Here is a 23,607-nt window from a genome sequence, read left to right as displayed (position 1 = left end):
TCAGCCGATCCACACCGTGGTGACGTTGCAGAACTCCCGGATCCCGTGCCCGGACAGCTCCCGGCCGAAGCCGGAGCGCTTGACGCCGCCGAACGGCAGCGCCGGGTGGGAGGCGGTCATCCCGTTGAAGAACACCCCGCCGGCCTGGATGTCGCGGACGAAGCGCTGCTGCTCGGCCTCGTCCGTGGTCCAGACGTTGGCGCTCAGGCCGAACGGGGTGTCGTTGGCGACGGCGACCGCCTCGTCCAGGTCGGCCACCCGGTAGACGGTGGCGACCGGGCCGAAGGTCTCCTCCTGGTGGATCCGCATCGCCGGGGTGATGCCGGTCAGCACCGTCGGCTCGTAGAACCAGCCGGTGTCCCAGCCCTCCGGGCGCCCGCCGCCGCACTCCACCCGGGCGCCGTGCGTCCGGGCGTCCTCGACCAGTTCCTCCAGGTCGTCCCGGCCCTGCCGGCTGGCCAGCGGGCCGACGTCGGTGGCCTCGTCCATCGGGTCGCCGACCCGCAGCGCGCGCATCGCCTCGGTGAAGCCGGCGGTGAAGCGCTCGTAGACGTCGGTGTGCACGATGAAGCGCTTGGCGGCGATGCAGGACTGACCGTTGTTCTGCACCCGGGCCCGGACGGCGGTGCCGACCGCGGCGTCCACGTCGGCGCTCGGCAGCACCACGTACGGGTCGCTGCCGCCCAGTTCCAGCACGGCCTTCTTGACCTCGTCGGCCGCGGCGGACGCCACCGCCCGTCCGGCCGGCTCGCTGCCGGTCAGGGTGACGGCGGCGACCCGGGGGTCCCGGACGACGGCCTCGACCGCGCCCGAGCCGATCAGCAGGGTCTGGAAGCAGCCCTCCGGGAACCCGGCCCGCTCGAACAGCCGCTCCAGCGCCACCGCCGTGCGCGGCACGTTGGACGCGTGCTTCAGCAGGCCGACGTTGCCCGCCATCAGGGCCGGCGCCGCGAACCGGATCACCTGCCAGAAGGGGAAGTTCCACGGCATCACCGCCAGCACCGGACCGATCGGGCGGTAGCGGACGTAGGCCCGGGAGGCGCCCGAGTCGGCGACGTCGGCCGGGGCCGGGTGCTCGTCGGCGAGGAGTTCCTCCGCGTGGTCGGCGTACCAGCGCATCGCCTTGGCGCACTTGGCGGCCTCGGCCCGGGCGGCGGCGAGCGGCTTGCCCATCTCCTCGGTCATGGTCCGGGCGACCGTCTCCCGGTCCTGGTCCAGCAGGTCGGCCGCCCGGCGCATCAGCTCGGCGCGGGCCGCGAACGGGCTGGTGCGGTAGCCGTGGAACGCGGCCTCGGCCCGGGCCAGCCGCCGCTCGATGCCGGCCGCGTCGAGCGGTTCGAAGGTCTCCAGGGTCTCGCCGGTCGCGGGGTTGACGCTGGCGATGGGCATGCGGGGCTCCCGAGGGGGTCTGGGTCCGGTGCGTCTGCCCTCACACCCTCCCCGACGGCCCGGCCCCGGGCACGCCACCGCGCGCCCGGCGTGTCCCGCCCGGGCGCTCCCTGGCGCCCGTCCCGTCGGGTACGCCCCCGGGCGCGCCGTCGGGTGCCCCGTCAGGTGTCCGGACGGGGTGCGTGACGGGATGCGCGGCCGGGTGCGCGGCCGGGCCGGGTCACTCCGGCAGCGACTCCACCCGGGCCGCCGCCTCCCGGGCCCGGGCGCCCGCCCTGGTCCGTCCGGCGGTCACCTGCCGGAGCGGGAAGCGGTGCAGGTACTCGGCCTCCAGCTGCCCGGTGCGCAGGGAGTGCCGCTTCAGCGCCTCCTCCGAGCCGTACAGGAAGGTCTCGTGGCGCGTCCGGTGCAGCTGTTCCAGCTCGTGCAGGAGCGTGTCGTTGCCCAGAGCGTGCGGGGAGACGCCCTCGGGCCGGATGTGCGTGGCGTCGGCGTGCCGCATCTCGGTACCTCCTCGGCGGAAGCCCCCTCCTACGGGGTGCCCGGCCCGCCGCGCCCGTACACCCGAGGATCCGGACACCCGTGCGGCACCCCTGCGGGTACCCGGCCCTGCCGTCGGAGCGGCGCGACCCGGCGGTGATCCCCCGGATCGTAGGATGAATCCTTCCGTACCTTCGGGTTCCCCCGCTACCGCTCGGACAGATCGCTGATGCCCCTTCCCAAGGCCGAACTCCACCTGCACATCGAAGGCACCCTGGAGCCCGAACTCGCCTTCGAGCTCGCCGCCCGCAACGGCGTCCGGCTGCCGTACGCCGACACCGGGGAACTGCGCACCGCGTACTCCTTCAGCGACCTCCAGTCCTTCCTGGACCTGTACTACGCGCTGATGGCCGTGCTGCGCACCGAGGACGACTTCGCGGACCTCGCCGACGCCTACCTGGCCCGGGCCGCGGAGCAGGGCGTGCGGCACGCGGAGATCTTCTTCGACCCGCAGGCGCACACCGCGCGCGGGGTGCCGCTGGACGTGGTGGTGGAGGGGCTGACCCGGGCGCTGTCGCGCAGCGAGGAGCGGTACGGCATCAGCACCCGGCTGATCATGTGCTTCCTGCGGGACGAGTCCGCCGAGTCCGCGCTGGAGACCTTCGAGGCCGCCCGCCCGTACTTCGACCGGATCGCGGGCATCGGCCTGGACTCGGCCGAGGTCGGCAACCCGCCGGCGAAGTTCCGCGAGGTGTACCGCCGGGCCGCCGAGGCCGGGCTGCGGCGCGTCGCCCACGCCGGGGAGGAGGGCCCGCCCTCGTACATCACCGAGGCGCTGGACGTCCTCGGCGTCGAGCGGATCGACCACGGGCTGCGCTGCCTGGAGGACGGCGAACTGGTGGCCCGGCTGGTCCGCGAGCAGATCCCGCTGACCCTGTGCCCGCTCTCCAACGTCCGGCTGCGCTGCATCGACACGATCGCCGACCACCCGCTGAGCGAGATGCTGGAGGCCGGTCTGCTGGTCACCGTCAACTCCGACGACCCGGCGTACTTCGGCGGCTACGTCGAGGACAACTTCCGGGCCGTCGGCGAGGCCCTCGGCCTCGACCAGGAGATCCTGCGGCGGCTGGCGGCCAACTCGTTCCGCGCCTCGTTCATCGACGAGCGGCGGCGGGCCGAACTCCTGGCGGAGGTCGAGGCGTTCACCTTCTGAGTGGACCGGACCGCCCGCGCCCGACCGGTACGGCTTCCGTCGCGGCCCGTCACCCGTCCAGGGGTGACGGGCCGTTGCGGGTGTAGTGCAGCAGGGTCACGCCGTTGGTGAAGCGGTGGCTGTCGACCAGGGTGAGCGGGGTGGAGTGCTCGGTGGGGCTGAAGAAGAGCGTGCCGCGGCCGAGGACGACGGGGTGGACGTAGATCCGGAACTCGTCGATCAGGTCCTGGGCGAGGAAGGACTCGGCCAGGTTGGCGCCGCTCAGGCAGAGGTCGCCGCCGGGGCCGGCGGCCAGCGCGGCGATCGACTCGGGGGTGACCTCGCGGACGACCGTGGTGTTCCAGTCGGCGCGGTCGAGCGTCCGGGAGAAGACGACCTTCGGCATCGCGCGCCAGATGCCCGCGAACTCGATCATCGGGCCGTCGGCGTCCGGGTCCTGGTCGGCGGTCGGCCAGACGGAGGCCATCAGCTCGTGCGTCACCCGGCCGGAAAGGAAACCACCCATTCGGGCGAGTTCCCGGTTGAAGTGGGTGTGCACCTCGTCGTCGACCAGGTTCCAGCTGAGGTCGTGGTCCGGGCCCTCGAAGTAGCCGTCGACCGAGACGGACACGGAGAGGATGATCCTGCGTCGCATGGCGCCCCACCAGGAGGGATGGTCCGCCGCCCTGCCCGCGAGGGGTACGGGAGGACGGCGGACGGGGGATCAGAGCAGAGTGCTCCAGTAGTACCAGAACCGGTCGAGGACCAGCAGCGCGATCACCGCGTACCAGAGGGCCGGTACGACCCAGTGGTAGCGGACCGCCTCCCGGACGGCCACCCGGAGCCGCGGGCCCACCGGGATCACGCCCGAGCGCAGGTTGTGCAGCGTGGTGTACCAGAACAGCGGGATCATCGCGGCCCACACCACCATGCAGTACGGGCAGAGCGCGCCGATCCGGTAGAGCGCCTGGTACATCAGCCAGGTCACGAAGCCGACCCCGAAGACCGTCCCGGCCTGGAGGCCGAGCCAGAACCAGCGCCGGTACGCCGCCCCCGCGAGCAGCCCGGCGCCGACCGCGATGACGACCCCGAAGGCCACCAGCCCGATCAGCGAGTTGGGGAAGCCGAAGGCCTCGGCCTGGTCGCTGCGCATGATCGAGCCGCAGCTGATGATCGGATTGATGTTGCAGCTGGGGACGTACGACGGGTCCTTCAGCAGCCGGATCTTGTCCAGCGTGAGGACCGCCGAGGCGAACAGGCCGACCGCGCCGCCGATCAGCAGCAGCCAGGCGAACGGGCGGCTCGCGCCGACGGTCCGCGTGGTGGTGGTGGCGGCGGGGGCCGCGGGGGCGGCGGGGGTCACCCGGTCACCTGCTTGACCATCGCGGTGAACTGCTCGGGGGAGACGGCCTTGCCGTTGGTGAGGACGTCCAGCTTCTTGCCGTCCAGCTTGACGGTCGGGGTGCCGGTGACGTCGCTCTTGTCGAACTCCGCGTTCACCTTGGCCGCCCACGGCGCGTAGGTGCCGTCCTGGACGGCCTTGACGAAGCCGTCGGTCTTCAGCCCGGGCACCTGGCCGGCCAGGTCCAGGACGTGGTTGACGTCGCCGAAGGCGTCGCTGCGCTCGTCCGGCTGGTTGGCGTACAGCACGTCGTGGAACTGCTTGAACTTGTCCACGCCCTCGTTCAGGGCGGCGCCGGCGGCGGCCAGCGCGGTGCGCGAGCCCTTGCCGCCGAGGTTCTTGTCCAGGAACGTCGCCAGGTGGTACTCGACCTTGTACGTCCCGGCGTCGGCGAGCTGCTGGATGGTCTTCCCGGTGGTGGTCTCCAGCTGCTCGCAGAACGGGCAGCGGAAGTCCTCGTAGACCTCCAGGGTGTGCGGGGCGTCCGCCTTGCCGTAGGTGATCACCGTGCCGCCGTCGCCGGTCGCGTTGGCGGGGACGACCAGCGGGCCGTTCGCGGCGGTGTCCGAGCCGGAGCCCGAGGAGCCGCCCACGGCGAAGGCCACGCCCGCCGCGAGGGCGAGCACGGCGGCGGAGGCGGCGCCGACCACCACCCGGCGGCGGATCCGGTCGGAACGCTCGGCCTGGGCCCGGGCGGCGCGCATGCGGTCGGTGGCGGAGGCCCTGTTGTCGGTCTTGCGGGTGTTGCTCATGGGGTGTCGTCCTGTGCTCTCGGGCGTACGGGTACGGGCGCGGCCGGTCGGGCGCGCGGGGGAGAGGCAGCCGGATGGGCGGGGGCGCCGCGGCGGAGCGGGGGCTCGGGCCGGGCGGCCGGGCTCAGACGGCCGGGGCGAACACCGGCGGACCGCGCCGGACGGCCGGACGGACGACGACGTCCTCGGCGGGGACCAGCACGCGGCTGGCCCGGGGGAACGGCACCCGCGCCACCGGGCGGGCCGGGACGGGCGCGGCGCGCAGCAGCAGCCAGCGGGCGGCGGCCGGGAGGTGCCGGTGCAGGAACTCGCCCAGCATCCGGACGGCACCGGCGAGGCCGGCCAGCGCGGCGTCCGCGCGGCGCAGCCAGTACGCGCCCGCCAGGGCGATCACCGTGTGCAGCAGCAGGAGCAGCAGTACGCCGACCTGCTGGGAGACGCCGTGGCCGAGCAGGAAGCCGCCGAGCGAGCCGCCGCCGCACAGCAGCGGCTGGAGGCCGTGCCCGGCGCCGGGCGGAAGCGAGGGGCAACTGGTCTGGGCGAGGTCGAACAGCGCGCTGACGCCCAGCTCCAACGGCAGGAACACCGCGGCGACCGCCGGGAAGCCGCGCTCACGACCGGCCGCGGCGAGGGCCACCGCGAACACGGCGACCGAGGCCAGGACCATCGGGCCGACCGGCAGCGCCCGGCCGGTGACCAGCACCTGGCCGAGCCCGGCGAGCAGCACGACCAGCGCGGCGAAGACCGCCGCGCGGAGCGTCCTGGTGACCGGGCCGATGTCCATGGGGTTCGAGTCTGCCACAGGTTGAAACTGGAACGGTCTGCTCGGCGGCACCCTGTGAAGAGCCTCACCACTCGCGCTGAGCTGGGCTTATGCGCTGCTTACGGGTGCCGCGGCCGGTCGTCGGCGGCGCTCACCCGCGCCTCGACCAGCTCCCGGAAGTGCCGCAGGTCCGCCCGGACCGTGCGCTCGATCGCCCCCGCCTGGGCGAAGCCGCGCGGCCCGCCGAACTCCCGGTGCACCGCGTCCGGGTCGTACTCCACCCGGATCTGCAAACGGGTGTGCCGGGCGTCAAGCGGCAGCAGGGCGACGGCGCCGCGCAGCCGGAGCGAGTCCAGCGTCCGCCAGGCCATCACCCGGCCCCGGCCCCGGTCGGTGATCTCGGTGTCCACCGAGCGCTCGCCGCCGCCGACCGCCACCCCGAGGTGCGCGAGGTTGCGCCCGTGCGGGTGGGCGCTGCGGACGCCGTCGACGAACCGCGGGTACTCGTGCACCCGGTGCAGCTGCTCCCAGGCCGCGAGGACCGGGACGGAGATGTCGATCTGTTCCTCAAGGGTGCTCATGGTGGCGGGGTACCTCCCTCGGTTCCCAGCCTGCGCTCCGTGGTGGGGAACGGCCAAAGGGGGGCCGGTGGAGCGTGCGGGGCCGACGGGACCGGGGGAGACTGGGCGCATGCCGGAGCTGCCCGAGGTCGAGGCGCTGAGCGCCTTCCTGTCCGAGCGGCTGACCGGGCGCGTGATCGCCCGGGTGCAGCCGGTGGCGATCAGTGCGCTGAAGACCTACGACCCGCCGGTGACGGCGCTGGAGGGGCGCACGGTCGGCCCGGTGACCCGGCGCGGCAAGTTCCTGGACATCGAGGCCGGCGGACTGCACCTGGTGGTCCACCTGGCCCGGGCCGGCTGGCTGCGCTGGAAGGACAGCCTGCCCGACGAGCCGCCGCATCCGAGCCCGCGGAACCCGCTGGCGCTGCGGCTGCGCCTGGCCGACGAGTCGGGCGAGCCGGCCGGGGACGGGTTCGACCTCACCGAGGCCGGGACGAAGAAGGGGCTCGCGGCCTACGTGGTCCGGGATCCGGCCGAGGTGCCGGGCGTGGCCAGGCTCGGCCCCGACCCGCTGGACCCGGCCCTCACCCCGGAGGCCTTCGCCGCCCTGCTGCGGGACGACCGGCGCCGGATCAAGGGCGTGCTGCGGGACCAGACGGTGCTGGCCGGCGTGGGCAACGCCTACTCGGACGAGGTGCTGCACGCGGCCCGGATGTCGCCGTACAAGCTCGCCTCGGCGCTGACCGGGGAGGAGACGGCGCGGCTGTACGAGGCGCTCGGCAGCACGCTGCGCGACGCGGTGGAGCGCTCGCGGGGGCTGGCGGCGGGGGAGCTGAAGGCGGAGAAGAAGCTCGGGCTGCGGGTGCACGGCCGGACCGGGCTGCCGTGCCCGGTCTGCGGGGACACCGTGCGGGAGGTGTCCTTCGCGGACTCCTCCCTGCAGTACTGCCCGACCTGCCAGACCGGGGGCAAGCCGCTGGCGGACCGGCGGATGTCGCGACTGCTGAAGTAGCGGACCGCTGGTGGGCCCGCAACAGGCGGTCCTGCGGCCGGGCGGGACGGTACGGGCCCGTCCCGTCCCGCCCGGCGCCGGATCAGCGCTTGACGGCCACGCCGCCCCAGTAGTACGCGGCCTTCGGGTCGGCCGGCGGCTCGCCGTCCGGGCGCCAGGCCAGGACCGGGGCGACGCCCGGCTCGACCAGGTCCCAGCCGTCGAAGAAGCGGACCACGTCGTCGTAGGAGCGCGGCACCAGGGTCATCCCGCCGGCCCGGGCGGCCTCGGCGACCTTGCCGACGGCCTCCGGGTCGAAGTCCGGGGTGGGGGTGGTGAGGGCGATGCAGCTGCCGGCGGGCAGGGCGTCGCGCAGGGCGGCGACCCGGCCCCACGGGTCGTCCTCGTCGGCGATCAGCATCAGCACGGCGATCATCAGCAGGCCGACCGGCTGGGTGAGGTCGAGGGTGGAGGTGAGCGCCGGGTCGGCGAACAGTTCCTCGGGCTTGCGCAGGTCGGCGTGGATGTAGGTGGTGCGGCTGGCCGGGCTGGAGACCATCAGCGCACGGGCGTGGGCGAGCACGATCGGGTCGTTGTCCACGTAGACCACCCGGGTCCCGGGGCTGACGGCCTCGGCGATCTCGTGGGTGTTGGGCGAGGTGGGGATGCCGGTGCCGAGGTCCAGGAACTGGCGGATGCCGTGCTCCCGGGCCAGGTGGCGGACGGCCCGGCCCTGGAAGGCGCGGTTGGCCTTGGCCATCTCCTTGACGCTCGGGACGGCCTGTTCGATGGCCTGCCCCATGGCGCGGTCCGGCGGGAAGTTGGTCTTGCCGCCCAGCCAGTAGTCGTAGACCCGTGCGGAGTGCGGAGTGGTGGTGTCGACGCCGAAACGTTCCCACTGGCTCGGCTCGGAGGTGTCGTCGTCCTGCTGGCCCTGCTGGGGGAAGTCCTGACTTGTCGTCATGGCCACGTCCTCTGATGGCAGATCATCACACTGGGGAAGGCACAGCGTAGCGGTCCGGACGGGGGGCCGAACGGCGGGTCGGCGAAGATCGTCGGAAGAACCCGGGAAGCGGGGGTGGCGCGGGTGGTTCCGGGCCGCCCCGGGGCCGTTTCCGGGCCGCTTCCGGGCCCTCCGGGGCCGCCTGCGGGGCTGTCGCCGGGGCCGCGTCCGGGCCGGCCTCGGGCCGCCCTTGGGCCGTCGGAGTGGTGATCGGGTCCGTAGGGGTCGTCCCCGGGGAGCACCGGTGACGGCCGGGGGAAGCATCCAGCATGCTGTCAGATCGTCAGATTACTTCGCGAAGATTGCTGCTGGTCGCGGCCGGGATGTCCCTGCTGGGGGCGGCCGCCGGTTGCCGGAGTCCCTGGAGCGGCGGGGAGGCGAGCGCCGAGGCGGGGATCGCCGAGAGCGCCCTCCCGGTGGCGCCGGCCGGGGCGGCGGGGGAACCGGGCGCCGCCCCGACCGCGCCTCCGGTGCCGTCGCCGACGGCCCCGTCCGGGCCGCCCTCGCCGGTGCCGCCGACCGGTTCCCCCGCCGCCGCGGCCTCCGGTGCCGTGCCGAGCGCGGTGCCCGTCAACAAGAAGGTGCTCACCGCGGCGGAGAGCAAGCCGGTGTACGAACTGGACGCGGCCCGGCGGGTGGTGGCGCTCACCATCGACGACGGTCCCGACCCCCGGTACACCCCCACCGTGCTGGCGCTGCTCCAGCAGTACGGGATCCGGGCGACCTTCTTCCTGATCGGGGAGAACGCGGTCGAGCACCCGGCGCTGGTGCGGGAGATCGCCGACCGCGGCCACCACATCGCCAACCACACCTGGACCCACCCGGACCTTCGGCACCTGTCCGAGGCCAAGGTCCGGGACGAGCTGGAGCGCACCTCCGACCTGCTGCACAAGACCACCGGCCGGCTGCCCGACTGGTTCCGCGCGCCGGGCGGCGACTGGTCCCCGGTGTCGCTCAAGGTGGCCGCCGACCTCGGGATGCGGAACATGGGCTGGTCGGTGGACCCGAGGGACTGGGCCCGGCCGGGGACCTCGGCGATCACCGAGCGGATCCTCAAGGACGTCCGGCCCGGCTCGATCGTGCTCAACCACGACGGCGGCGGGGACCGCTCGCAGACGGTGGCGGCGCTGAAGGCGTACCTGCCGGTGCTGGTCGACTCCGGGTACTTCTTCTCGGCTCCGCCGAACTGAACGGCTGCGCGGCCGTGCGGATGTGTGAGCGGCGGCGAGGTCATGGCTTTTCGGTCGAAACCACTCGAATGGGTGGATTGGAAGAACCGTTTCTGCGGTTTTTGGGCCTCTAGGGTGATATCGCACCAATGAACCAGGTACCGCCGGGTACCACCTGAAAGGCTCTCACCCATGCGTATCCGCAGCACCGTTGTCGCCATTGCCAGTGCCGTCGCCCTCGTCCTCGCCGTGCCGATGTCGGCCAACGCCGCCGTCGGCGACTTCCTCTACAAGGTCGGCCGTCCTCCCGGGATCCCGGCGGGGATCGCCGACCCGGAGAGCGGGCAGTGCATCAACCTGTTCGGAGCGACCGAGGGCGATCCGGCCTTCGCGCCGGAGAACTTCACCAGGTCGACGGCCACGGTCTTCCTCGACTCCGACTGCGAGGGCGACGTCTTCTACACGATGAACCCCGGCAAGAAGCTCGGCGACCGGCTGAAGCTGCGCTCCGTGGTCTTCTCCTGAGCGGCGCGCCCCGCGGGGTGGCCCGGGCCGGACGGTCGGCGTAGCGTCGAACTGTCCGGCCCGGTCGCCGGTGCCTCGTCGTGCCCCTGTGGTCTGCCTGTGCCCGTGGTCGGGCATCGCGCCCTGGGCAGAGGCAAGGAGGGCCTGGGATGACCGGCAACGGCTACGCGCACCCCGAGGCGTTGGTCCGCACCGAGTGGCTGGCCGGCCACCTGGACGACGGCACGATCCGGGTCGTCGAGGTGGACGAGGACAGCACCGCCTACGACCGGGACCACATCCCCGGCGCGGTGGGCTGGAACTGGACCACCGACCTGCACAGCCGGGTCGGCCGCGACTACGCCGACCGCGACGGCGTCCGGAACCTGCTGCGGGCGGCCGGGGTCGAGGACGACACCACCGTGGTGCTGTACGGCGGCAACAACAACTGGTTCGCCGCCTACGCCTACTGGCTGCTGCGACTGCGCGGCTACGGGCCGGTGCGGCTGCTGGACGGCGGGCGCAAGAAGTGGGAGCTGGAGGGGCGTGAGCTCACCCACGAGGTGATGGACTACCAGCACACCGACTACCGGCTCAGCGGCCCCGAGCGGCCCGAGCTGCGGGCCCTGCGGGACGAGGTGCTGGCCAAGGCCGAGGTGTTCGCCAAGCCCGGCGCGGACGCGGTGCTGGTGGACGTCCGCTCGCCGGCCGAGTTCCGGGGCGAGCTGATCGCGCCGCCGCACCTGCCGCAGGAGCAGGCACAGGTGCCCGGGCACATCCCGGGCGCGGTCAACATCCCCTGGTCCCGGACGGCCAACGACGACGGGTCGTTCCGGTCGGCGGAGGAGCTGCGGGCGCTGTACGCGGGCCGGGGGGTGGAGGCGGAGCGCGAGGTGATCGCCTACTGCCGGATCGGCGAGCGGTCCGCGCACACCTGGTTCGCGCTCACCGAACTGCTCGGGTACCCGCACGTGAAGAACTACGACGGCTCGTGGACGGAGTACGGCTCGCTGGTGCGGGCGCCGGTCGTGCTCGGGGCCTGAGGTGCGTTCGGGGCCCGGGATGCGGGTGTGCCCGGTGGGGTGATGTCACGGCGTCGCGGCCTTGCTGCGACGGAGCCATTTCGGCGCGTTTCTTTTCATGAACATCTCACAATTGGGGAGTGGACCGGGGATCACCGGGACAAGGATCGATCCAACCCATCGTTCCGGTGATCCCTGGAGGACCACGTGCGCAAGAGGCTGATCGTCTCTGCTGCCAGTGCCCTGAGCCTGTTCCTGGCCGTTCCCGCGTCGGCATCCGACTTCCAACCCGGCGCAGCCGGGATCGGCGACTCCTACTACCCGACCTACGGCAACGGCGGATACCGAGTCTCGCACTACGACATCCGGCTGAAGTACCAGCCCGCCACCGACGAGCTGGAGGGCACCACCACCATTCTGGCCACCGCGACCCAGGACCTGTCGCGGTTCAACCTCGACTTCGCGCTGAACGTCTCCGAGGTCCGGGTCAACGGACGGCCGGCGGCCTTCACCACCAGTGGTGAGCAGGAGCTGGAGGTCACCCCGGCCCGGCCGCTCGCCAAGGGCAGCCAGGCCACCGTGGTGGTGCGCTACAAGGGCGTGCCGTCCACCGTGAAGAAGTACGGCTTCACCGCCTGGCTGCGCACACCGGACGGAGCGGTGGCGGCGGGCGAGCCCGAGTCGGCGTGGTGGTGGTTCCCGAGCAACGACCACCCGAGCGACAAGGCCACCTTCGACGTCTCGGTGCTGGTGCCGGACGGCAACCAGGTGATCAGCAACGGCATCCTGGCCGGCACCTCCTCCCAGGCCGGCTGGACCCGCTACAGCTGGCGCGAGACCAAGCCCCAGGCGACGTACCTGGCCACGCTGGCCGTCGGCAAGTTCGACGTCACCACGGACACCACGGCGAGCGGGCTGCCGGTCTACAACGCCTACAGCAAGGACCTCGGCGACAACGCGGACGCGGCCAAGGCGAGCGTGGAGCGCACCGGCGAGCTGGTCGACTGGCTGAGCGGCTACTTCGGCGACTACCCGTTCAGCTCCGTCGGCGGCTACGTCCCCAACGTGCCGACCGGGTTCGCGCTGGAGACCCAGACCCGGGTCTTCTACAGCCCCCGGCAGTTCGCCAAGGGCTCCAACACCTCGGTGGTCGTGCACGAGCTGGCCCACCAGTGGTACGGCGACAGCGTCTCGCTCTCCCGGTGGAGCGACATCTGGCTGAACGAGGGCTTCGCCCGGTACTCGCAGTTCCTCTGGTCCGAGCACGAGAACGAGGGCACCGCGCAGGAACTGGCGGACTACGTCTACGCCTCGCACCCGGCCGACGACGCGTTCTGGAGCGTCAAGCCGGGCGACCCGGGCCCCGACAACCAGTTCTCCAACGCCGTCTACGACCGGGGCGCGGTGGCCATCCAGGCGCTGCGCAACACCGTCGGGGACGATGCGTTCTTCCGGATCCTGAAGGGCTGGCCCACCGAGCGCCGCTACGGCAACGCCACCATCCCGGAGTTCCAGGCGTACGCGGAGAAGGTCTCCGGCAAGAAGCTCGGCGACCTGTTCCAGACCTGGCTCTTCACCGCCGCCAAGCCGGCCGTCGGACCGGTGGTGGCGGGCGCCCCGGCCGTCGCCTCGCTGGCGCCGGGCGCGGGCCAGGCCGACGGGCAGCTGCCGGCCGAGCCCAAGTCCTGGAAGAAGATCCAGGAGACCAACTCGCTGCACGACGCGGAGCACTGACGCCGGTACGTGCCGCCTCGCCGCATGACGTGACATGGCGCGACGTGACATGACGTGCCGTGTGTCGATGCGGTGTGCGGTGGTGTGACACGAGTCGATGTGGCGTGGTGCCACGTGACGGGTGTGGCCCGGTCGGCCGCTCGCGCGGGAGCGCGCGGCCGGGCTACGCCGCTCCGGAGCCGTCCGCCGCCAGCAGCTCGGTGAGCCGGCGGACGGCGAAGGGTATGAGGTCCCGGACCGGGACCAGCCGGCAGTCGGCGGTGCCGACCCGCACCGGGCGGATGCCCGCCTGCTCCTCGAACTCCCGACCCACCACCGGGAAGTGGGTGTCGTTGTCGTTGCCCACGTCCGGTGCCTCGATCCAGACCCGCTCGCCCTGGATCGCCATCGGGAAGCGGCGCAGCTTGAGCCGACGGTTGGGCGCGAAGGTCTCGGCGTAGTGCAGGAAGGTGTTGCGGTTGTGCCCGACGCCGACCAGCAGCACGTACCCGCCGAGGTCGTGCAGCGCGCCGAACGGCGACTCCCGGCCGACGGCGAAGCCGAGCGAACGGCGGGCGGTGACCTCCCGGGCGTGCGCCCCCACGGCGGCGACCGAGGCCTGCGGGTGGCTGCTGCGCAGGCTCTCCGGCAGGCCGCGCAGGGCCTCCGCCACCGCGCCCATCCGGGACGGCAGATCGGACCGGAACAGCGGGACGGCGGAGCGGAGTTCGGCGACCTCGGGGGTGGGCACGCCGGAGTGCCCGGGTGCCGGGTCGCAGACCGTGTCGGTGGTGAAGGCGGGCACCGCGACCGTGCCGGTCGGCCCGACCGCCTCGCGCAGACTGGCCACGACGGCCGCCGCGCCGCCCTCGACCCGGCCGAGGCTGGAGAGCGAGGAGTGCACGATCAGCGCCATGCCCTCGCGGACGCCCGCCCGGTGCCAGCCCTCCACGAGGTCGGCGGTGGTGAGCGGGGTGGTGCCCGGTGCGGTCATGGTGCCCCCTGGTGGTGCGGGTGTCGGCGCGGTGTGGTGGTGCGGTGTGGTGGTGCGGTCGTTCGGGGCCGACCATATCGGGTGCCACTGACAGTCGATCAGGACGGGGGTGGCCTGCGTCAGTCGGAGAGCCTCGGGTAGTCGGTGAGGCCGACCGCCGTCCGGCCGTACAGGTGGGTCGGGTCGACGGGGGCGAGCGGGGCGTCGGCGGCGAACCGCTCCGGCAGGTCCGGATTGGCGATGAAGGCGCGGCCGTAGGAGACCAGGTCGGCCAGCCCGGCGGCCAGCACCGCCTCGCCGCGCCCGCGGTCGGTGGCGGCGCGGTTCTCGCCGACGTTGGCGATCAGCGGGCCGGACCAGCGGGGGCGCAGGTCGGCCAGGGCCGGGTAGTCGTCGTTGTCGGTGAGGTGGAGGTAGGCCAGGCCGGCGCCGTCCAGCTCGGCCAGCAGCGCCCGGTAGACCGGCGCCGGGTCGGCCTCCGCCATGCCGAACTGCGGGTTGCCGGGGGACAGCCGCAGGCCGAGGCGGTCCGGGCCGATGGCGTCGGCGACGGCGGTGACCAGCTCGACCGGGAACCGCAGCCGGCCGGCGAGGGTGCGCGGTCCGTACTCGTCGGTGCGCAGGTTGGTGTTGTCGGCCAGGAACTGGTGGATCAGGTAGGAGTTGGCGCCGTGCAGCTCGACGGCGTCGAACCCGGCCGCGAGCGCGTTGCGGGCGGCCTCGACGTGGTCGGCGACGGCCTGGCGGATCTCGGCGCGGGTCAGCTCGCGCGGGGTGACGGCCTCGGCCTTGCCGCCGTCCCGGACGTGCACCGGGCCCGGCGCGGGGACGGCGGAGGGCCCGGCCGGCACGTCGCCGAGCAGCCGGTTGAGCGGGTGGCCCTGGCGGCCGCCGTGCATCAGCTGGGCGACGATCCGCCCGCCGGCCGCGTGCACGGCCCGGGTGACCGCGCTCCAGCCGGCCACGTGCGCGGGCGTCTCCAGGCCGGGCAGGTGCCAGCCGGACTGGCCCCGGCTGCTGGGCCAGATGCCCTCGGTGACGATCAGGCCGGCGCTCGCGCGCTGGGCGTAGTACTCGGCGACGACGGGCAGCGGCGTACCGTCCTCGGCGGCCCGGTAGCGCGTCATCGGGGCCATCACGACGCGGTTCGGGAGGTCGAGCGAGCCGAGGCGGTACGGGCTGAGCAGCGATTCCGTGGTGGTGGTCATGCCGGTACCGTAGAACCTGACATCAATGTCAGGTTCAAGTTCCGGCGGGCCCCGCCCGAGGCTCCCGCCGGCCCTGTTCCGCGGCGCCGGCAGGCCCGGGCTCCGGGTGTCAGCGGGCTCCGACGGCCTCCGCCTCGGTGCGGATCAACTCTTCCATGCCGTAGAGGAACCGCTCCATCGCGGGGCGCGGGAGTACGGCGGGGTCGGCCGTCATGGCCAGGCTCAGGGCCTCGGGGGACTGGAGGGCGTCCAGGGCGTAGGTCAGGCCGGGGCGCGGCTCGAACTCCACCGGCCAGCTGAGAACGGTCCGGTCGCCGCCGGGGCCGTCGCCGGGGCCGTCGCCGGGGTCGGAGGTGGGGTCGGGGGTGGCGGGCAGCAGGTCGCGGGTGTCGTTGAACACGCAGGACCGGTCGGCCAGTCGGACCCCCTCGGCGGTCAGCTGCTCGACCTCGGCGGCCAGTGCGAGCTTGTCGTAGTAGGCGTGCCGGTAGGTGCCGATCGCGGCGGCGTGGGTGCGGCGCACCACCTCGCCGAACTCGGCGGTGGCGTCCGGCAGGTGGAACAGTCCGTCACCGGCGACCACGCTCACCGCATGGGCCAGCTCGGGCAGGAAGCGGTTGTTCACGATGACGTTCAGGACCGCCTCGCTTCTTCCGGCGAGCCGGGCGGTCATCGCGGCCGCCGCCGCGAGCAGCACGGAGGAGGTGCTCACCCGGTGGGCGGCGGCCACCTCTTCGACCGCCCGGGGCAGGGCCGGGGAGCGGAGCACCGCGTTGGGGAACGGGTCGGTGCCCCCGGCGGCCGGCGGGAACAGCCGGGGCGGGCCCAGCCGCAGCTTGCGGACGAACTGCTTGCGGGCGCCGGAATCCCGTCGGACGCCCCGCTCGGAGGACTGGAACTCGGCTTCCTCCAGTGGCTGTTGAGGCGGTTCGCGGAGCTCGGCCAGTTCCTCGGGGGAGGTGCCGAGGCTGAGCGCGGTCAGGTCCGCGACCAGGCGGCTCATCCCGGAGCCGTCGACCGCCGTGTGGGAGAGCACCAGGCTGATGTGCCGGGCCAGGCCGTCCGCCGCCACCACGCCGACCCGGATCGGCCACTGGGTGGAGGTGTCGAAGGGCTGCGCCGCCAGCTCCTCGTGCAGCCGGGCGCCGGACTCCGCCGGGTCCTCGCCCTCGTCGGCGGACCACAGCTCGACGGCCAACGTGCCGTCCGGGTCGACGACTTGGCGCAGACTGCCGTCCTCCGCCGGGAGCAGCCGGGTGTGCAGCGAGTCGTGCAGGTGCAGCAGCCGCTCCAGCGCGTCGAGCAGGGCGGGCAGTGGGAGCCCCGGGTCCAGTGGTGCCGCGGTGGTGATGTTGTAGCGCGGCGCGTCGGCGGGGGGCAGCCGGCGTACGGCGTCCCAGATGGCCTGTTGGCCCCAGGTGGCCGGTCCGGACCCGGCGCGTCCGGACGAGAGGGCGATCTCCAGCAGTTGACGAGTGCTCACCGTGAGGCTCTCCGTAGTGCGGTGGGGGTGACGTCGTGCCGGTGCGTTGGGAGCGCGGGGTGCTGCTGGGGAGAGTGTGGCGCACCGTCCGCCGCGCGTCGAGAGGGGCCGGGCTCCCGTCGGGGGCGGGTGGAGGGTTCCAAAATTCTCTCGACATGAAGTATCTTGACGTCGAGATTAATGTCGATCACCTGACGGGGGACTGCCATGCGGGGGAACGGACTGATGGCGCAGCTGCGGAAGCCGCCGGGCGGACGGGACGCGCGGATCATGCTGCTCGCGCAGGCCGTCGACCGGACCGGGACCGGGTTGTGGGCGTCGGCCTCGGTCCTGTACTTCACCTACGTGTGCGGGATGGACGCCCGGCAGCTCGGCCTGCTGCTCGGCGTCGGCGCGGTGGCGGGGATCGCCGGCTCCCCGCTGGCCGGGCGGGCGGCCGAGCGGCTGCCGGTGCGGTGGCTGCTGATCGGCTGCCACCTGCTGCGGCTCGGCACGATGGGCCTGCTCCTGGTGGTCGACGACTTCGCCGCGCTGCTCGCCGTGATCGCCCTGACCTGCCTGGCCGAGCGGGCGGCCAAGACGCTGGAGATGCTGTTCGCCACCCGGGTCGCGGGCGAACGGCGCAGCACCTACCAGGCGCTGTTCCGCAGCGTCGCCAACGCCGGGTACGCGGTCGGCGCGGGCGTCGCCGCGATCGGCCTGGCCGTGGGCACCACGAGCGCCTACCGTGCGCTGATCCTGGCCAACGGGCTCTCCTTCGTCCTGGCCGCCGTCCTGGTCTGGCGCACCCGGGAGCCGGCCGGGCGGGGCCTGGTCGCCGCGGCCGCCGGGGCGGAGCCCGCCGCCTCACCGGCCGCCTCATCCGCCGCCTCACCGGCCGCCGTGACTCCGGCGGGTGCCGCGCCGAGTCCCTGGCGCGACCGCGGCTACCTGCTCTTCGTCCTGCTGGACATGCCGCTGAACCTCGACGACTCGATCCTCAACGTCGGCCTGCCGCTCTGGCTCGTCCACCACACCGACGCCCCGCCCGCCGTCGTGCCGGTCTTCCTGGTCCTCAACACGGTGCTCGTGGTGCTGCTCCAACTGCGGGTCTCCGCACGGGCGGAGGGCCCGCGCGGGGCGGCGGCCGCGGTGGGCTGGTACGGCGTGACGCTGTTCGGCAGCTGCCTGCTGATCGTGCTCGCCACCGGCGGCGGGCCCTGGACGGCCGCGCTCGCGCTGCTGGCCGCCGCGATGCTGGTCACCCTGGCCGAGCTGATGCGCTCGGTGAGCTCCTGGGAGCTGGCGGTCGTCCTGGCACCGCCGGGCGCCCAGGCCTCCTACCTGGGGGTGGCCGGGATGTCCCAGTCGGTGCAGAAGGCGGCGGGCCCGCTGCTGCTGACCGGGGTGGTGATGGCGGCCGGCCCGGCGGGGTGGCTGGGCCTCGGCGCGGCCACCGTCGGACTCGGCGCGCTCCAGCGGCGGGCCAGCCTGCGGCGGTTGGCGGCACTGGCCGGTGCGGGTGGTGTGGGCGGTGCGGGCGCGTCGGGCACGTCGGGCACGTCAGGCAGGTCGGGTGGTTCGGCGGTCGCGGAGGCGGACGCGGAGTGGCCGCAGCGGCAGGACGCGGCGGTCCGCTGAGCCGGCGGGCCGGGCCCGTGGTCACCCGCCGTCGCGGACCGCGGGAGCCCCCACCCGGGGCCGGCCCGGCGGAACGACCGACCGCCGTTCGTCCGCCGACTCCCGGGCCAGCGCCCGGACCAGCGGGTGGAACCGGTACCGGTAGCGGGCCGGAGCCTGCTCGACCGCGTCCAGCAGATGGGCGTCGATCAGGTGGTCGAGCACGTCCAGCGCCTCCTCGCCCGAGGTCCCCAGCTGCGTCGCCGCGCGGTCGAGCGAGAAGGGCCCGGGCCCGAGCCGGGCGAGCCGGTGCAGGGCCCGGCGCTCGCCGTCGCCCAGCCGGCTGTGGCTCACGGACAGGCTGCGGCGGACGCCGAGGTCGCCCAGCTCCAGTTCGTCCAGCAGGGCCCCGCTGTCGGCCAGCCGTGCGGCCAGTCGTGCCAGCGGCCAGTGGGGGCGCAGCGCCAGCCGCGCCCCGCTGATCCGTACCGCGAGCGGCAGGTGGCCGCCGAGCGCGACGATCCGCGCCGCGGCCGCCGGCTCGGCGGCCACCCGCTCGGAACCGATGAGACGCGACAGCAGCCGGACGGCCTCCTCCGGGCCGAACGTCCCCAGCCGGACGTGACGGACGCCTTCCAGCGCGGCCAGGCCGCTCCGGCTGGTGACCAGCACGCCCGACTCGGCGGTGGCCGGCAGCAGTGGTCTGACCTGCCGTTCGTCCCTGGCGTCGTCGAGCAGGATCAGCAGCCGGCGCCCGGCCACCCGGCTGCGGTAGACCCGGGTCAGCTCGGACAGGCCCCCACCGGCCACGTCGGCCACGCCCAGGGCCCGCAGCAGTTCCGTGAGCGCGTCGGCCGGGGAGACCGGGCGCGGGCCGCTGCCGCCGAGGTCGAGGTGGATCTGCCCGTCCGGGTACCCGTCGCGGATGCGGTGCGCGACCCGCGCCGCCAGCACGCTCTTCCCGCTCCCCGCCATGCCCACGATCGCGCAGACCGACGGGGCGCCGCGCTGGCCGGACCGCGTCCGCAGCGCCTCGTCGACCTGGCGCGCCTCGCGCTCGCGGCCGGTGAAGTCCATCGGGACCGGGGGGAGTTGCGCGGGCTGCCCGGCCGGTGGCTGAGGCTCGGACGGCGGTGGGAGCAGCCGGAGCAGCGGGCCGGCCGCGCGGCGTGGTCCGGTCGCGCGTCCGGGGTCGTCCACCGGCCCGGGGCCGGACGGCCGCCCGGGGCCGGCCGGCCGCGCGGGCCCGGACGGGGTGCCGGTGGCCGCCCTGAGGATCCGGACGTTGCCGGGTGGGAGCCGCCGGTCGTCCGGGGGCCGGTGGCCCGGGAGCAGCAGGCCGTCCGGGAACCGTCGGCCGTCCGGCAGGAACTGTCCGTCATCCGGGAGGAAGCGCCGGTCGTCCGCCAGGATCGCCTGGTGGACCTCCTGGAGCCGCCGTCCCGGCTCCAGCCCCAAGTCGCTGACCAGCAGCGCCCGGTAGTCGCTGTAGGTCCGCAGGGCCTCCACCTGCCGGCCGCCGTGGTGCAGCGCCAGCATCAACTGGGTGCGGGGGCGCTCCCGGTGCGGGTGGGTGACGACCAGCGCCTGGAGCTCGGGGGTCAGTGCCGCGTGCCGTCCCAGCATCAGCTCCGCCTCGATGCGGTCCTCGACGGCGACCAGCCGGGACTCCTCCAACTGCGGGGCCTGCGCCGCGGCCAGGTGCTCGCTGACCCCGGCGAGCGCGGGCCCGCGCCACAGGGCGAGCCCGCGCCGGAAGCTCTCGACGGCCTCCGCCGGACGCCGCTCGTCCATCAGGAGGCGGCCACGGGCGACGTGCCGCTCGAACGCCGACAGGTCCAGCCCGGCGTCCGGGAACCGTAACCGGTAGCCCGGGCGCTGCCGTTCGATCCCCGGCTCGTCGTCCGGCCCGTCGTCCGTCCCGCTCCCTGTCGAGCCCTTCGCCCCGGGCCCCAGCAGGCCGCGCAGCCGGGACACGTAGATCTGGATCTGCTTCTGCGCGGTCTCCGGCGGCCGCTCGCCCCAGAGCATCTCGCGCAGTGCCGCGTCCGGGACCACCCGGCCGCGCGCCAGCAGGAACAGCGCCAGCACCGAGGTGATCTTCGCTCCGCGCAGCTCCACCCGCCGGTCGTCCCGCCAGACCTCGACCGGACCCATCAGCAGGAACCTCATGGCGTCTCCCCCCGGCGACACTCGGTACGAACGCGCCGCGCCCCCGTGCCACGCGGTGATCGGTTCGCTACGCATTCAAACATGCGACCCGAGGTACCGGCGCCGATTTCCCGGACAGGAAAGCGCGGAGGACGTCGAGGGCGGGGCCCCGGTGGCACCCGGTAACCGTAGCCCCTGGCAGCCCCGGCACACGCCGACCGGGGCGCCACCCGCGCGAGGTGACGCCCCGGTCGGATTCCGGGCGGATTCCCGGGGGAATTCGAGCCGTCCCCCTTTCCGCTCCCTCAGATCACTGCACCGACGAGGGCAGCGCGGCCACGAAGGCGCGGCTGCCGGTCGCGTCGGACCCGTTCCCGGCGACGACGAGCCGCCCGTCGGAGGTGCCGGCCATGCTGATCACGGTCGAGGTCGTCGCCAGCGGGCCGGTGTACGGCGCCCAGCTCTGGCCGTCCCAGCGCACGAGGCCCTCGTTGGTGGTGCCCGACACCGCGACGAACAGCGAAGTGCCGTGGAAGAGGAGCCCGTTGACCTCGCTGTACTGGTAGTCGCCGCCGGTGTTCACCGGGAGGTAGGACTTGTTCCAGCTCTGGCCGTCCCAGCGCATGGCGAAGACGCGGTCCGAGGTGGCGCCGTTGGAGCCGGTCTCCTTGCCCGCGACCCAGACCTCGCCGCCACGGGCGGCGATCTCCGGGAACAGGACGTCCGCCGGGAAGTTCGGCACGGCCACCTGCGACCACGCGGTGCCGTTCCAGTGCACCACATAGGGCTTGCACGGGCCGGTCCCGGTCGACGTTCGGGGGCACTGGTCCCCTGAGGCCCAGATGTCGTTGTCCGAGGCCGCGGACAACGAGTTCAGCGACGTGCGGTTCCCGGCGATCGCCGGCAGCTTGGTGAGGGTCCAGCCGGTGCCGTTCCAGCGGGTGACGGCGGCCACGTCCTGGCCGTAGTCGTAGCCGGTGTTGAAGGCGCCGACGGTCCACACGCTGGTGGAGGACACGGCGGTGGCGTCGGCGAGTTGGAAGCCCTTCAGGTTCAGGCTGCGGTCGGCCCAGTTCTGGCCGTCCCAGTGGTAGGCCGCCCCGGAACCGGAGAGCGCGTCCGCCAGGAACCAGACGTCCCCGGCGCCGGTGCCGGTGGTGCGGATCGGGGCGTTGGCCAGCGCGGCGGGGACCGTCACCTTGCTCCAGGCGCCGTTCACCAGCTGCCACTCCTGGCGGCAGGTCACGGGCCAGGTCGGAAAGCCGCAGTTCCACTGGGTGTACCCGAACACCGCGTCACCGGAGGTGCTGACCTGCCGCACCTTGTCCGTCGACGGAAGCGGAAGCTGCTCCCACGACCCCGTCGTACCGGCCGCGGCCGAGGCCGGGGACACGGCCGGGGAGACGGTCGCGGACGCCGGGGCGGCCGTGGCCGGCACGACACCGAGGGACAGGACGGTACCGAGTGCCGCGGCCATCGTGAGCAGACCGCGTCGAATGCTGCTGCGTCGATTCATGAGGCATCATCACCATGGCCTGTATATAGGAATGCCATATCGAGGTATATCCCTCGCATCCAAAGACCGTTCCGCATGGGGATGATGAGCTTATGAAACATATGTCGGCGAAGCAGCGCGCAGCGGGCGTCCGGATCCTCCTGTCGGCACCCGTGGCCGTTCTGCTCGCCTCGGGGTGCGGGTCCGGGCAGGGGACCGTGGCCGCGGGGCAGGGCGGGGGGCGCGGAGCGGCCACGGCCGGGGCGACGCCCGTGCAGGTGAGGACGGATGTCGAGCCGTTGACCCGCCGCTTCCCGCAGTTGGGCGAGTTGTCCGGGGTGAAGTGGGTCGGCGAGGTGCTGACGCTGAACACCGTGCCGGAGGTGCCCGGGCCGACTGATGTGAGCCTGGACGGGGTGGCGCGGCTGGATCCGGCGACGCTGGCGGCGATCACGGCGAACGGGACCTGGCGGGACGGCGCCATCGGCTGCGGCGTTCCGGAGCAGATCGCCGCCGAGGTGGGGGACACGGCGGCGTGGCTGCACAGCGAGGAGTTCGACGCGTCGGTCACGCGGGCCGAGTACCGGGGGAGCTTCTACTTCGACAGGCAGTCCGGCCGCGTCTACTTCTGCACGGTGAACCCGAAGGTGCGGACCGGCTGACCGGCTGACCGCCTGACCGGCCCGGGGTGGGGGGCGGGTGTGCCGTCAGCCGCGGGTGGCGGTGACGACGTGGTAGTCGAGGAGGCCGTCGCGCCAGGCGGGGAGGAAGTGGCGGGTCCAGTGGGCGGAGGGGACGGTGTCGGTGAGGTAGCGGTCGAGGCCTGGCCAGACGTGGGTGCCGATGGACTCGCTGGTGACGTCGGTGAAGCCGGAGCGGGTGAGGGCGGTGGTGAAGGTGTCCAGGGGGTGGGGGACGTCCAGGCCGTCGGCGAAGCTGGCGAGGAGGATGGCCAGGCGTTCGGCGGCGTCGGGGCCCGGGGCGGTGAAGAAGGTGGTGACGACCAGGCGGCCGCCTGGTCGCAGGACGCGGGCGGACTCGCGGGCGAAGCCGGTGAGTTCACGGAAGTGCTGGGCGGCTTCGACCGAGTAGACGCCGTCCAGGGAGGCGTCGGAGAAGGGGAGTTCGTCGGCGGCGCCGATGGTGTAGGCGAGGCGGTCGGGGTAGGTGGCCAGGGCCTTGGCGTTGACGGCGCGGGCGCGTTCGACCTGGTCGGGGTGGATGTCCACTCCTGTGACCGCGGCGAAGCGGAACTCCCGCAGGGCGAGGGCGGCGCCGAGGCCGCGGCCGGACCCGACCTCGGCGAGGCGCAGCCTGTCGCGGGGCTCGGGGAAGGCGCGCAACACCCGGCGGTAGAGCTGCTCCTGGCTGTGGATCCGGTCCTCGGGGGTCGGGGCGGTGAGGTCGATGCCTTGCCAGTCGCCGAAGTTGATGAATCCGCCGGCGAAGCTGGCCGCTTTGGACAGGTCGCCGGCACCGTAGGTCTGGCGCACTGTCGGGGGGATGCGGTTGTGGTCCATGGGCCGCTGGGTCTCCGTGCTCGGTGGGCGCCCGGCCGTCGGGCGCGCCGAGGTACGTACCCAAACCGGTGGTGGTCCGAACACGGTACGTGATGGGCGGGTGGGTCCGGCGGGAAAGGGGCGCGGCGGTGTCCCGAGGGGGCTCGGGGCTCCGCCGCGCGACCGGGGGCGGCGACCGGGCGCACTCGGCGGGCGCGGGCCGCGCGGGAAAAGCCTT

The 23,607-nt window shown here is 73.7% G+C and carries 23 protein-coding genes; 8 read left to right on the top strand and 15 right to left on the bottom strand.

Annotated features, from left to right (window positions below):
- Positions 1-1,389 carry an NADP-dependent succinic semialdehyde dehydrogenase gene (locus tag ACFQ6N_RS16290; protein WP_380649641.1) on the bottom strand — a complete coding sequence of 463 codons (1,389 nt, stop codon included), beginning with the start codon at positions 1,387-1,389 and terminating at the stop codon, positions 1-3.
- A 220-nt stretch (positions 1,390-1,609) separates the two neighbouring features.
- Complete coding sequence (locus tag ACFQ6N_RS16285) at positions 1,610-1,891, bottom strand: DUF6158 family protein (protein WP_380649639.1); 282 nt, start codon at positions 1,889-1,891, stop codon at positions 1,610-1,612.
- Between the two features lie 207 nt (positions 1,892-2,098).
- Between ACFQ6N_RS16285 and ACFQ6N_RS16280 the strand changes: the two genes are divergently transcribed.
- Positions 2,099-3,082: an adenosine deaminase gene (locus ACFQ6N_RS16280; RefSeq protein WP_380649637.1), complete on the top strand. Its 984-nt coding sequence runs from the start codon at positions 2,099-2,101 to the stop codon at positions 3,080-3,082.
- 49 nt (positions 3,083-3,131) lie between these two features.
- Here the strand turns inward: ACFQ6N_RS16280 and ACFQ6N_RS16275 are convergent, their stop codons facing one another.
- From ACFQ6N_RS16275 to ACFQ6N_RS16255, 5 genes are all read right to left on the bottom strand, one after another.
- A complete protein-coding gene (locus ACFQ6N_RS16275) occupies positions 3,132-3,716 on the bottom strand; it encodes a dihydrofolate reductase family protein (RefSeq protein ID WP_380649636.1) in 585 nt (194 codons plus the stop codon).
- 69 nt (positions 3,717-3,785) lie between these two features.
- Complete coding sequence (locus ACFQ6N_RS16270; RefSeq protein WP_380649635.1) at positions 3,786-4,424, bottom strand: vitamin K epoxide reductase family protein; 639 nt, start codon at positions 4,422-4,424, stop codon at positions 3,786-3,788.
- Positions 4,421-5,215: a DsbA family protein gene (locus ACFQ6N_RS16265; protein ID WP_380649634.1), complete on the bottom strand. Its 795-nt coding sequence runs from the start codon at positions 5,213-5,215 to the stop codon at positions 4,421-4,423. The genes ACFQ6N_RS16270 and ACFQ6N_RS16265 overlap by 4 nt, the downstream gene beginning before the upstream one ends.
- Before the next feature lie 124 nt (positions 5,216-5,339).
- Positions 5,340-5,999, bottom strand: a complete 660-nt coding sequence (locus ACFQ6N_RS16260) for a hypothetical protein (RefSeq protein ID WP_380649633.1) — start codon at positions 5,997-5,999, stop codon at positions 5,340-5,342.
- Positions 6,000-6,097: 98 nt separating this feature from the next.
- The gene (locus ACFQ6N_RS16255; RefSeq protein WP_380649632.1) at positions 6,098-6,559 is read right to left on the bottom strand and encodes an SRPBCC family protein; all 462 of its coding nucleotides are present in this window, start codon (positions 6,557-6,559) and stop codon (positions 6,098-6,100) included.
- Positions 6,560-6,668: 109 nt separating this feature from the next.
- On the opposite strand from ACFQ6N_RS16255, the gene ACFQ6N_RS16250 reads away from it, so the two are divergent.
- Positions 6,669-7,550, top strand: a complete 882-nt coding sequence (locus tag ACFQ6N_RS16250; RefSeq protein WP_380649630.1) for an Fpg/Nei family DNA glycosylase — start codon at positions 6,669-6,671, stop codon at positions 7,548-7,550.
- A gap of 82 nt (positions 7,551-7,632) precedes the next feature.
- On the opposite strand, the gene ACFQ6N_RS16245 is transcribed toward ACFQ6N_RS16250, so the two are convergent.
- Both ACFQ6N_RS16245 and ACFQ6N_RS16240 read right to left on the bottom strand, forming a co-directional pair.
- The gene (locus tag ACFQ6N_RS16245) at positions 7,633-8,493 is read right to left on the bottom strand and encodes an SAM-dependent methyltransferase (protein ID WP_380649629.1); all 861 of its coding nucleotides are present in this window, start codon (positions 8,491-8,493) and stop codon (positions 7,633-7,635) included.
- Between the two features lie 322 nt (positions 8,494-8,815).
- A complete protein-coding gene (locus tag ACFQ6N_RS16240) occupies positions 8,816-9,121 on the bottom strand; it encodes a hypothetical protein (protein WP_380649628.1) in 306 nt (101 codons plus the stop codon).
- On the opposite strand from ACFQ6N_RS16240, the gene ACFQ6N_RS16235 reads away from it, so the two are divergent.
- The 4 genes from ACFQ6N_RS16235 (at position 9,096) to ACFQ6N_RS16220 (ending at position 12,961) form a co-directional block, all read left to right on the top strand.
- A complete protein-coding gene (locus tag ACFQ6N_RS16235) occupies positions 9,096-9,722 on the top strand; it encodes a polysaccharide deacetylase family protein (RefSeq protein ID WP_380649627.1) in 627 nt (208 codons plus the stop codon). The two genes, ACFQ6N_RS16240 and ACFQ6N_RS16235, sit on opposite strands and share 26 nt — an antisense overlap.
- A 171-nt stretch (positions 9,723-9,893) precedes the next feature.
- Positions 9,894-10,226 (top strand): hypothetical protein, encoded by a 333-nt coding sequence (locus ACFQ6N_RS16230; RefSeq protein WP_380649625.1) that lies wholly within the window; start codon positions 9,894-9,896, stop codon positions 10,224-10,226.
- Positions 10,227-10,375: 149 nt separating this feature from the next.
- Positions 10,376-11,248: a sulfurtransferase gene (locus tag ACFQ6N_RS16225; RefSeq protein ID WP_380649623.1), complete on the top strand. Its 873-nt coding sequence runs from the start codon at positions 10,376-10,378 to the stop codon at positions 11,246-11,248.
- A 186-nt stretch (positions 11,249-11,434) separates the two neighbouring features.
- Positions 11,435-12,961 carry a M1 family metallopeptidase gene (locus ACFQ6N_RS16220; RefSeq protein ID WP_380649622.1) on the top strand — a complete coding sequence of 509 codons (1,527 nt, stop codon included), beginning with the start codon at positions 11,435-11,437 and terminating at the stop codon, positions 12,959-12,961.
- 163 nt (positions 12,962-13,124) lie between these two features.
- Here the strand turns inward: ACFQ6N_RS16220 and ACFQ6N_RS16215 are convergent, their stop codons facing one another.
- The 3 genes from ACFQ6N_RS16215 to ACFQ6N_RS16205 all read right to left on the bottom strand — a co-directional run bounded on the left by ACFQ6N_RS16215 (position 13,125) and on the right by ACFQ6N_RS16205 (position 16,625).
- Entirely contained in the window at positions 13,125-13,934 is an 810-nt protein-coding gene (locus ACFQ6N_RS16215) for an aminoglycoside N(3)-acetyltransferase (protein WP_380649620.1), read from the bottom strand.
- Positions 13,935-14,053: 119 nt separating this feature from the next.
- Entirely contained in the window at positions 14,054-15,142 is a 1,089-nt protein-coding gene (locus ACFQ6N_RS16210; protein ID WP_380649619.1) for an alkene reductase, read from the bottom strand.
- A gap of 109 nt (positions 15,143-15,251) precedes the next feature.
- On the bottom strand, positions 15,252-16,625 hold the full coding sequence (locus tag ACFQ6N_RS16205; RefSeq protein ID WP_380649618.1) for a condensation domain-containing protein: 1,374 nt from the start codon (positions 16,623-16,625) through the stop codon (positions 15,252-15,254).
- A 225-nt stretch (positions 16,626-16,850) separates the two neighbouring features.
- On the opposite strand from ACFQ6N_RS16205, the gene ACFQ6N_RS16200 reads away from it, so the two are divergent.
- Positions 16,851-18,245, top strand: a complete 1,395-nt coding sequence (locus ACFQ6N_RS16200) for an MFS transporter (protein ID WP_380649617.1) — start codon at positions 16,851-16,853, stop codon at positions 18,243-18,245.
- 21 nt (positions 18,246-18,266) lie between these two features.
- Here ACFQ6N_RS16200 and ACFQ6N_RS16195 read toward each other — a convergent pair whose 3' ends face one another.
- Positions 18,267-20,396: a BTAD domain-containing putative transcriptional regulator gene (locus tag ACFQ6N_RS16195; protein ID WP_380649616.1), complete on the bottom strand. Its 2,130-nt coding sequence runs from the start codon at positions 20,394-20,396 to the stop codon at positions 18,267-18,269.
- A 289-nt stretch (positions 20,397-20,685) separates the two neighbouring features.
- On the bottom strand, positions 20,686-21,891 hold the full coding sequence (locus ACFQ6N_RS16190) for a hypothetical protein (protein WP_380649615.1): 1,206 nt from the start codon (positions 21,889-21,891) through the stop codon (positions 20,686-20,688).
- Between the two features lie 251 nt (positions 21,892-22,142).
- Here ACFQ6N_RS16190 and ACFQ6N_RS16185 point away from each other — a divergent pair, with 251 nt between their 5' ends.
- Positions 22,143-22,532 (top strand): hypothetical protein, encoded by a 390-nt coding sequence (locus ACFQ6N_RS16185; RefSeq protein ID WP_380649614.1) that lies wholly within the window; start codon positions 22,143-22,145, stop codon positions 22,530-22,532.
- Between the two features lie 45 nt (positions 22,533-22,577).
- Here the strand turns inward: ACFQ6N_RS16185 and ACFQ6N_RS16180 are convergent, their stop codons facing one another.
- Positions 22,578-23,390 (bottom strand): class I SAM-dependent methyltransferase, encoded by an 813-nt coding sequence (locus tag ACFQ6N_RS16180; protein ID WP_380649613.1) that lies wholly within the window; start codon positions 23,388-23,390, stop codon positions 22,578-22,580.
- Positions 23,391-23,607 lie beyond the last annotated feature (217 nt).

The organism is Kitasatospora sp. NPDC056446 (assembly GCF_042796115.1).
GTDB lineage: Bacteria > Actinomycetota > Actinomycetes > Streptomycetales > Streptomycetaceae > Kitasatospora.
This window is presented reverse-complemented; position numbering and strand designations above follow the sequence as displayed.

What these genes read in the sequence shown, in the direction of transcription:
- ACFQ6N_RS16290 (WP_380649641.1), bottom strand. Translation starts at nt 1,389, where the DNA reads ATGCCCATCGCCAGCGTCAACCCCGCGACCGGCGAGACCCTGGAGACC.
- ACFQ6N_RS16195 (WP_380649616.1), bottom strand. Translation starts at nt 20,396, where the DNA reads ATGAGGTTCCTGCTGATGGGTCCGGTCGAGGTCTGGCGGGACGACCGG.
- ACFQ6N_RS16200 (WP_380649617.1), top strand. Translation starts at nt 16,851, where the DNA reads ATGGCGCAGCTGCGGAAGCCGCCGGGCGGACGGGACGCGCGGATCATG.
- ACFQ6N_RS16210 (WP_380649619.1), bottom strand. Translation starts at nt 15,142, where the DNA reads ATGACCACCACCACGGAATCGCTGCTCAGCCCGTACCGCCTCGGCTCG.
- ACFQ6N_RS16245 (WP_380649629.1), bottom strand. Translation starts at nt 8,493, where the DNA reads ATGACGACAAGTCAGGACTTCCCCCAGCAGGGCCAGCAGGACGACGAC.
- ACFQ6N_RS16265 (WP_380649634.1), bottom strand. Translation starts at nt 5,215, where the DNA reads ATGAGCAACACCCGCAAGACCGACAACAGGGCCTCCGCCACCGACCGC.
- ACFQ6N_RS16230 (WP_380649625.1), top strand. Translation starts at nt 9,894, where the DNA reads ATGCGTATCCGCAGCACCGTTGTCGCCATTGCCAGTGCCGTCGCCCTC.
- ACFQ6N_RS16255 (WP_380649632.1), bottom strand. Translation starts at nt 6,559, where the DNA reads ATGAGCACCCTTGAGGAACAGATCGACATCTCCGTCCCGGTCCTCGCG.
- ACFQ6N_RS16280 (WP_380649637.1), top strand. Translation starts at nt 2,099, where the DNA reads ATGCCCCTTCCCAAGGCCGAACTCCACCTGCACATCGAAGGCACCCTG.
- ACFQ6N_RS16275 (WP_380649636.1), bottom strand. Translation starts at nt 3,716, where the DNA reads ATGCGACGCAGGATCATCCTCTCCGTGTCCGTCTCGGTCGACGGCTAC.
- ACFQ6N_RS16260 (WP_380649633.1), bottom strand. Translation starts at nt 5,999, where the DNA reads ATGGACATCGGCCCGGTCACCAGGACGCTCCGCGCGGCGGTCTTCGCC.
- ACFQ6N_RS16180 (WP_380649613.1), bottom strand. Translation starts at nt 23,390, where the DNA reads ATGGACCACAACCGCATCCCCCCGACAGTGCGCCAGACCTACGGTGCC.
- ACFQ6N_RS16225 (WP_380649623.1), top strand. Translation starts at nt 10,376, where the DNA reads ATGACCGGCAACGGCTACGCGCACCCCGAGGCGTTGGTCCGCACCGAG.
- ACFQ6N_RS16250 (WP_380649630.1), top strand. Translation starts at nt 6,669, where the DNA reads ATGCCGGAGCTGCCCGAGGTCGAGGCGCTGAGCGCCTTCCTGTCCGAG.
- ACFQ6N_RS16215 (WP_380649620.1), bottom strand. Translation starts at nt 13,934, where the DNA reads ATGACCGCACCGGGCACCACCCCGCTCACCACCGCCGACCTCGTGGAG.
- ACFQ6N_RS16190 (WP_380649615.1), bottom strand. Translation starts at nt 21,891, where the DNA reads ATGAATCGACGCAGCAGCATTCGACGCGGTCTGCTCACGATGGCCGCG.
- ACFQ6N_RS16285 (WP_380649639.1), bottom strand. Translation starts at nt 1,891, where the DNA reads ATGCGGCACGCCGACGCCACGCACATCCGGCCCGAGGGCGTCTCCCCG.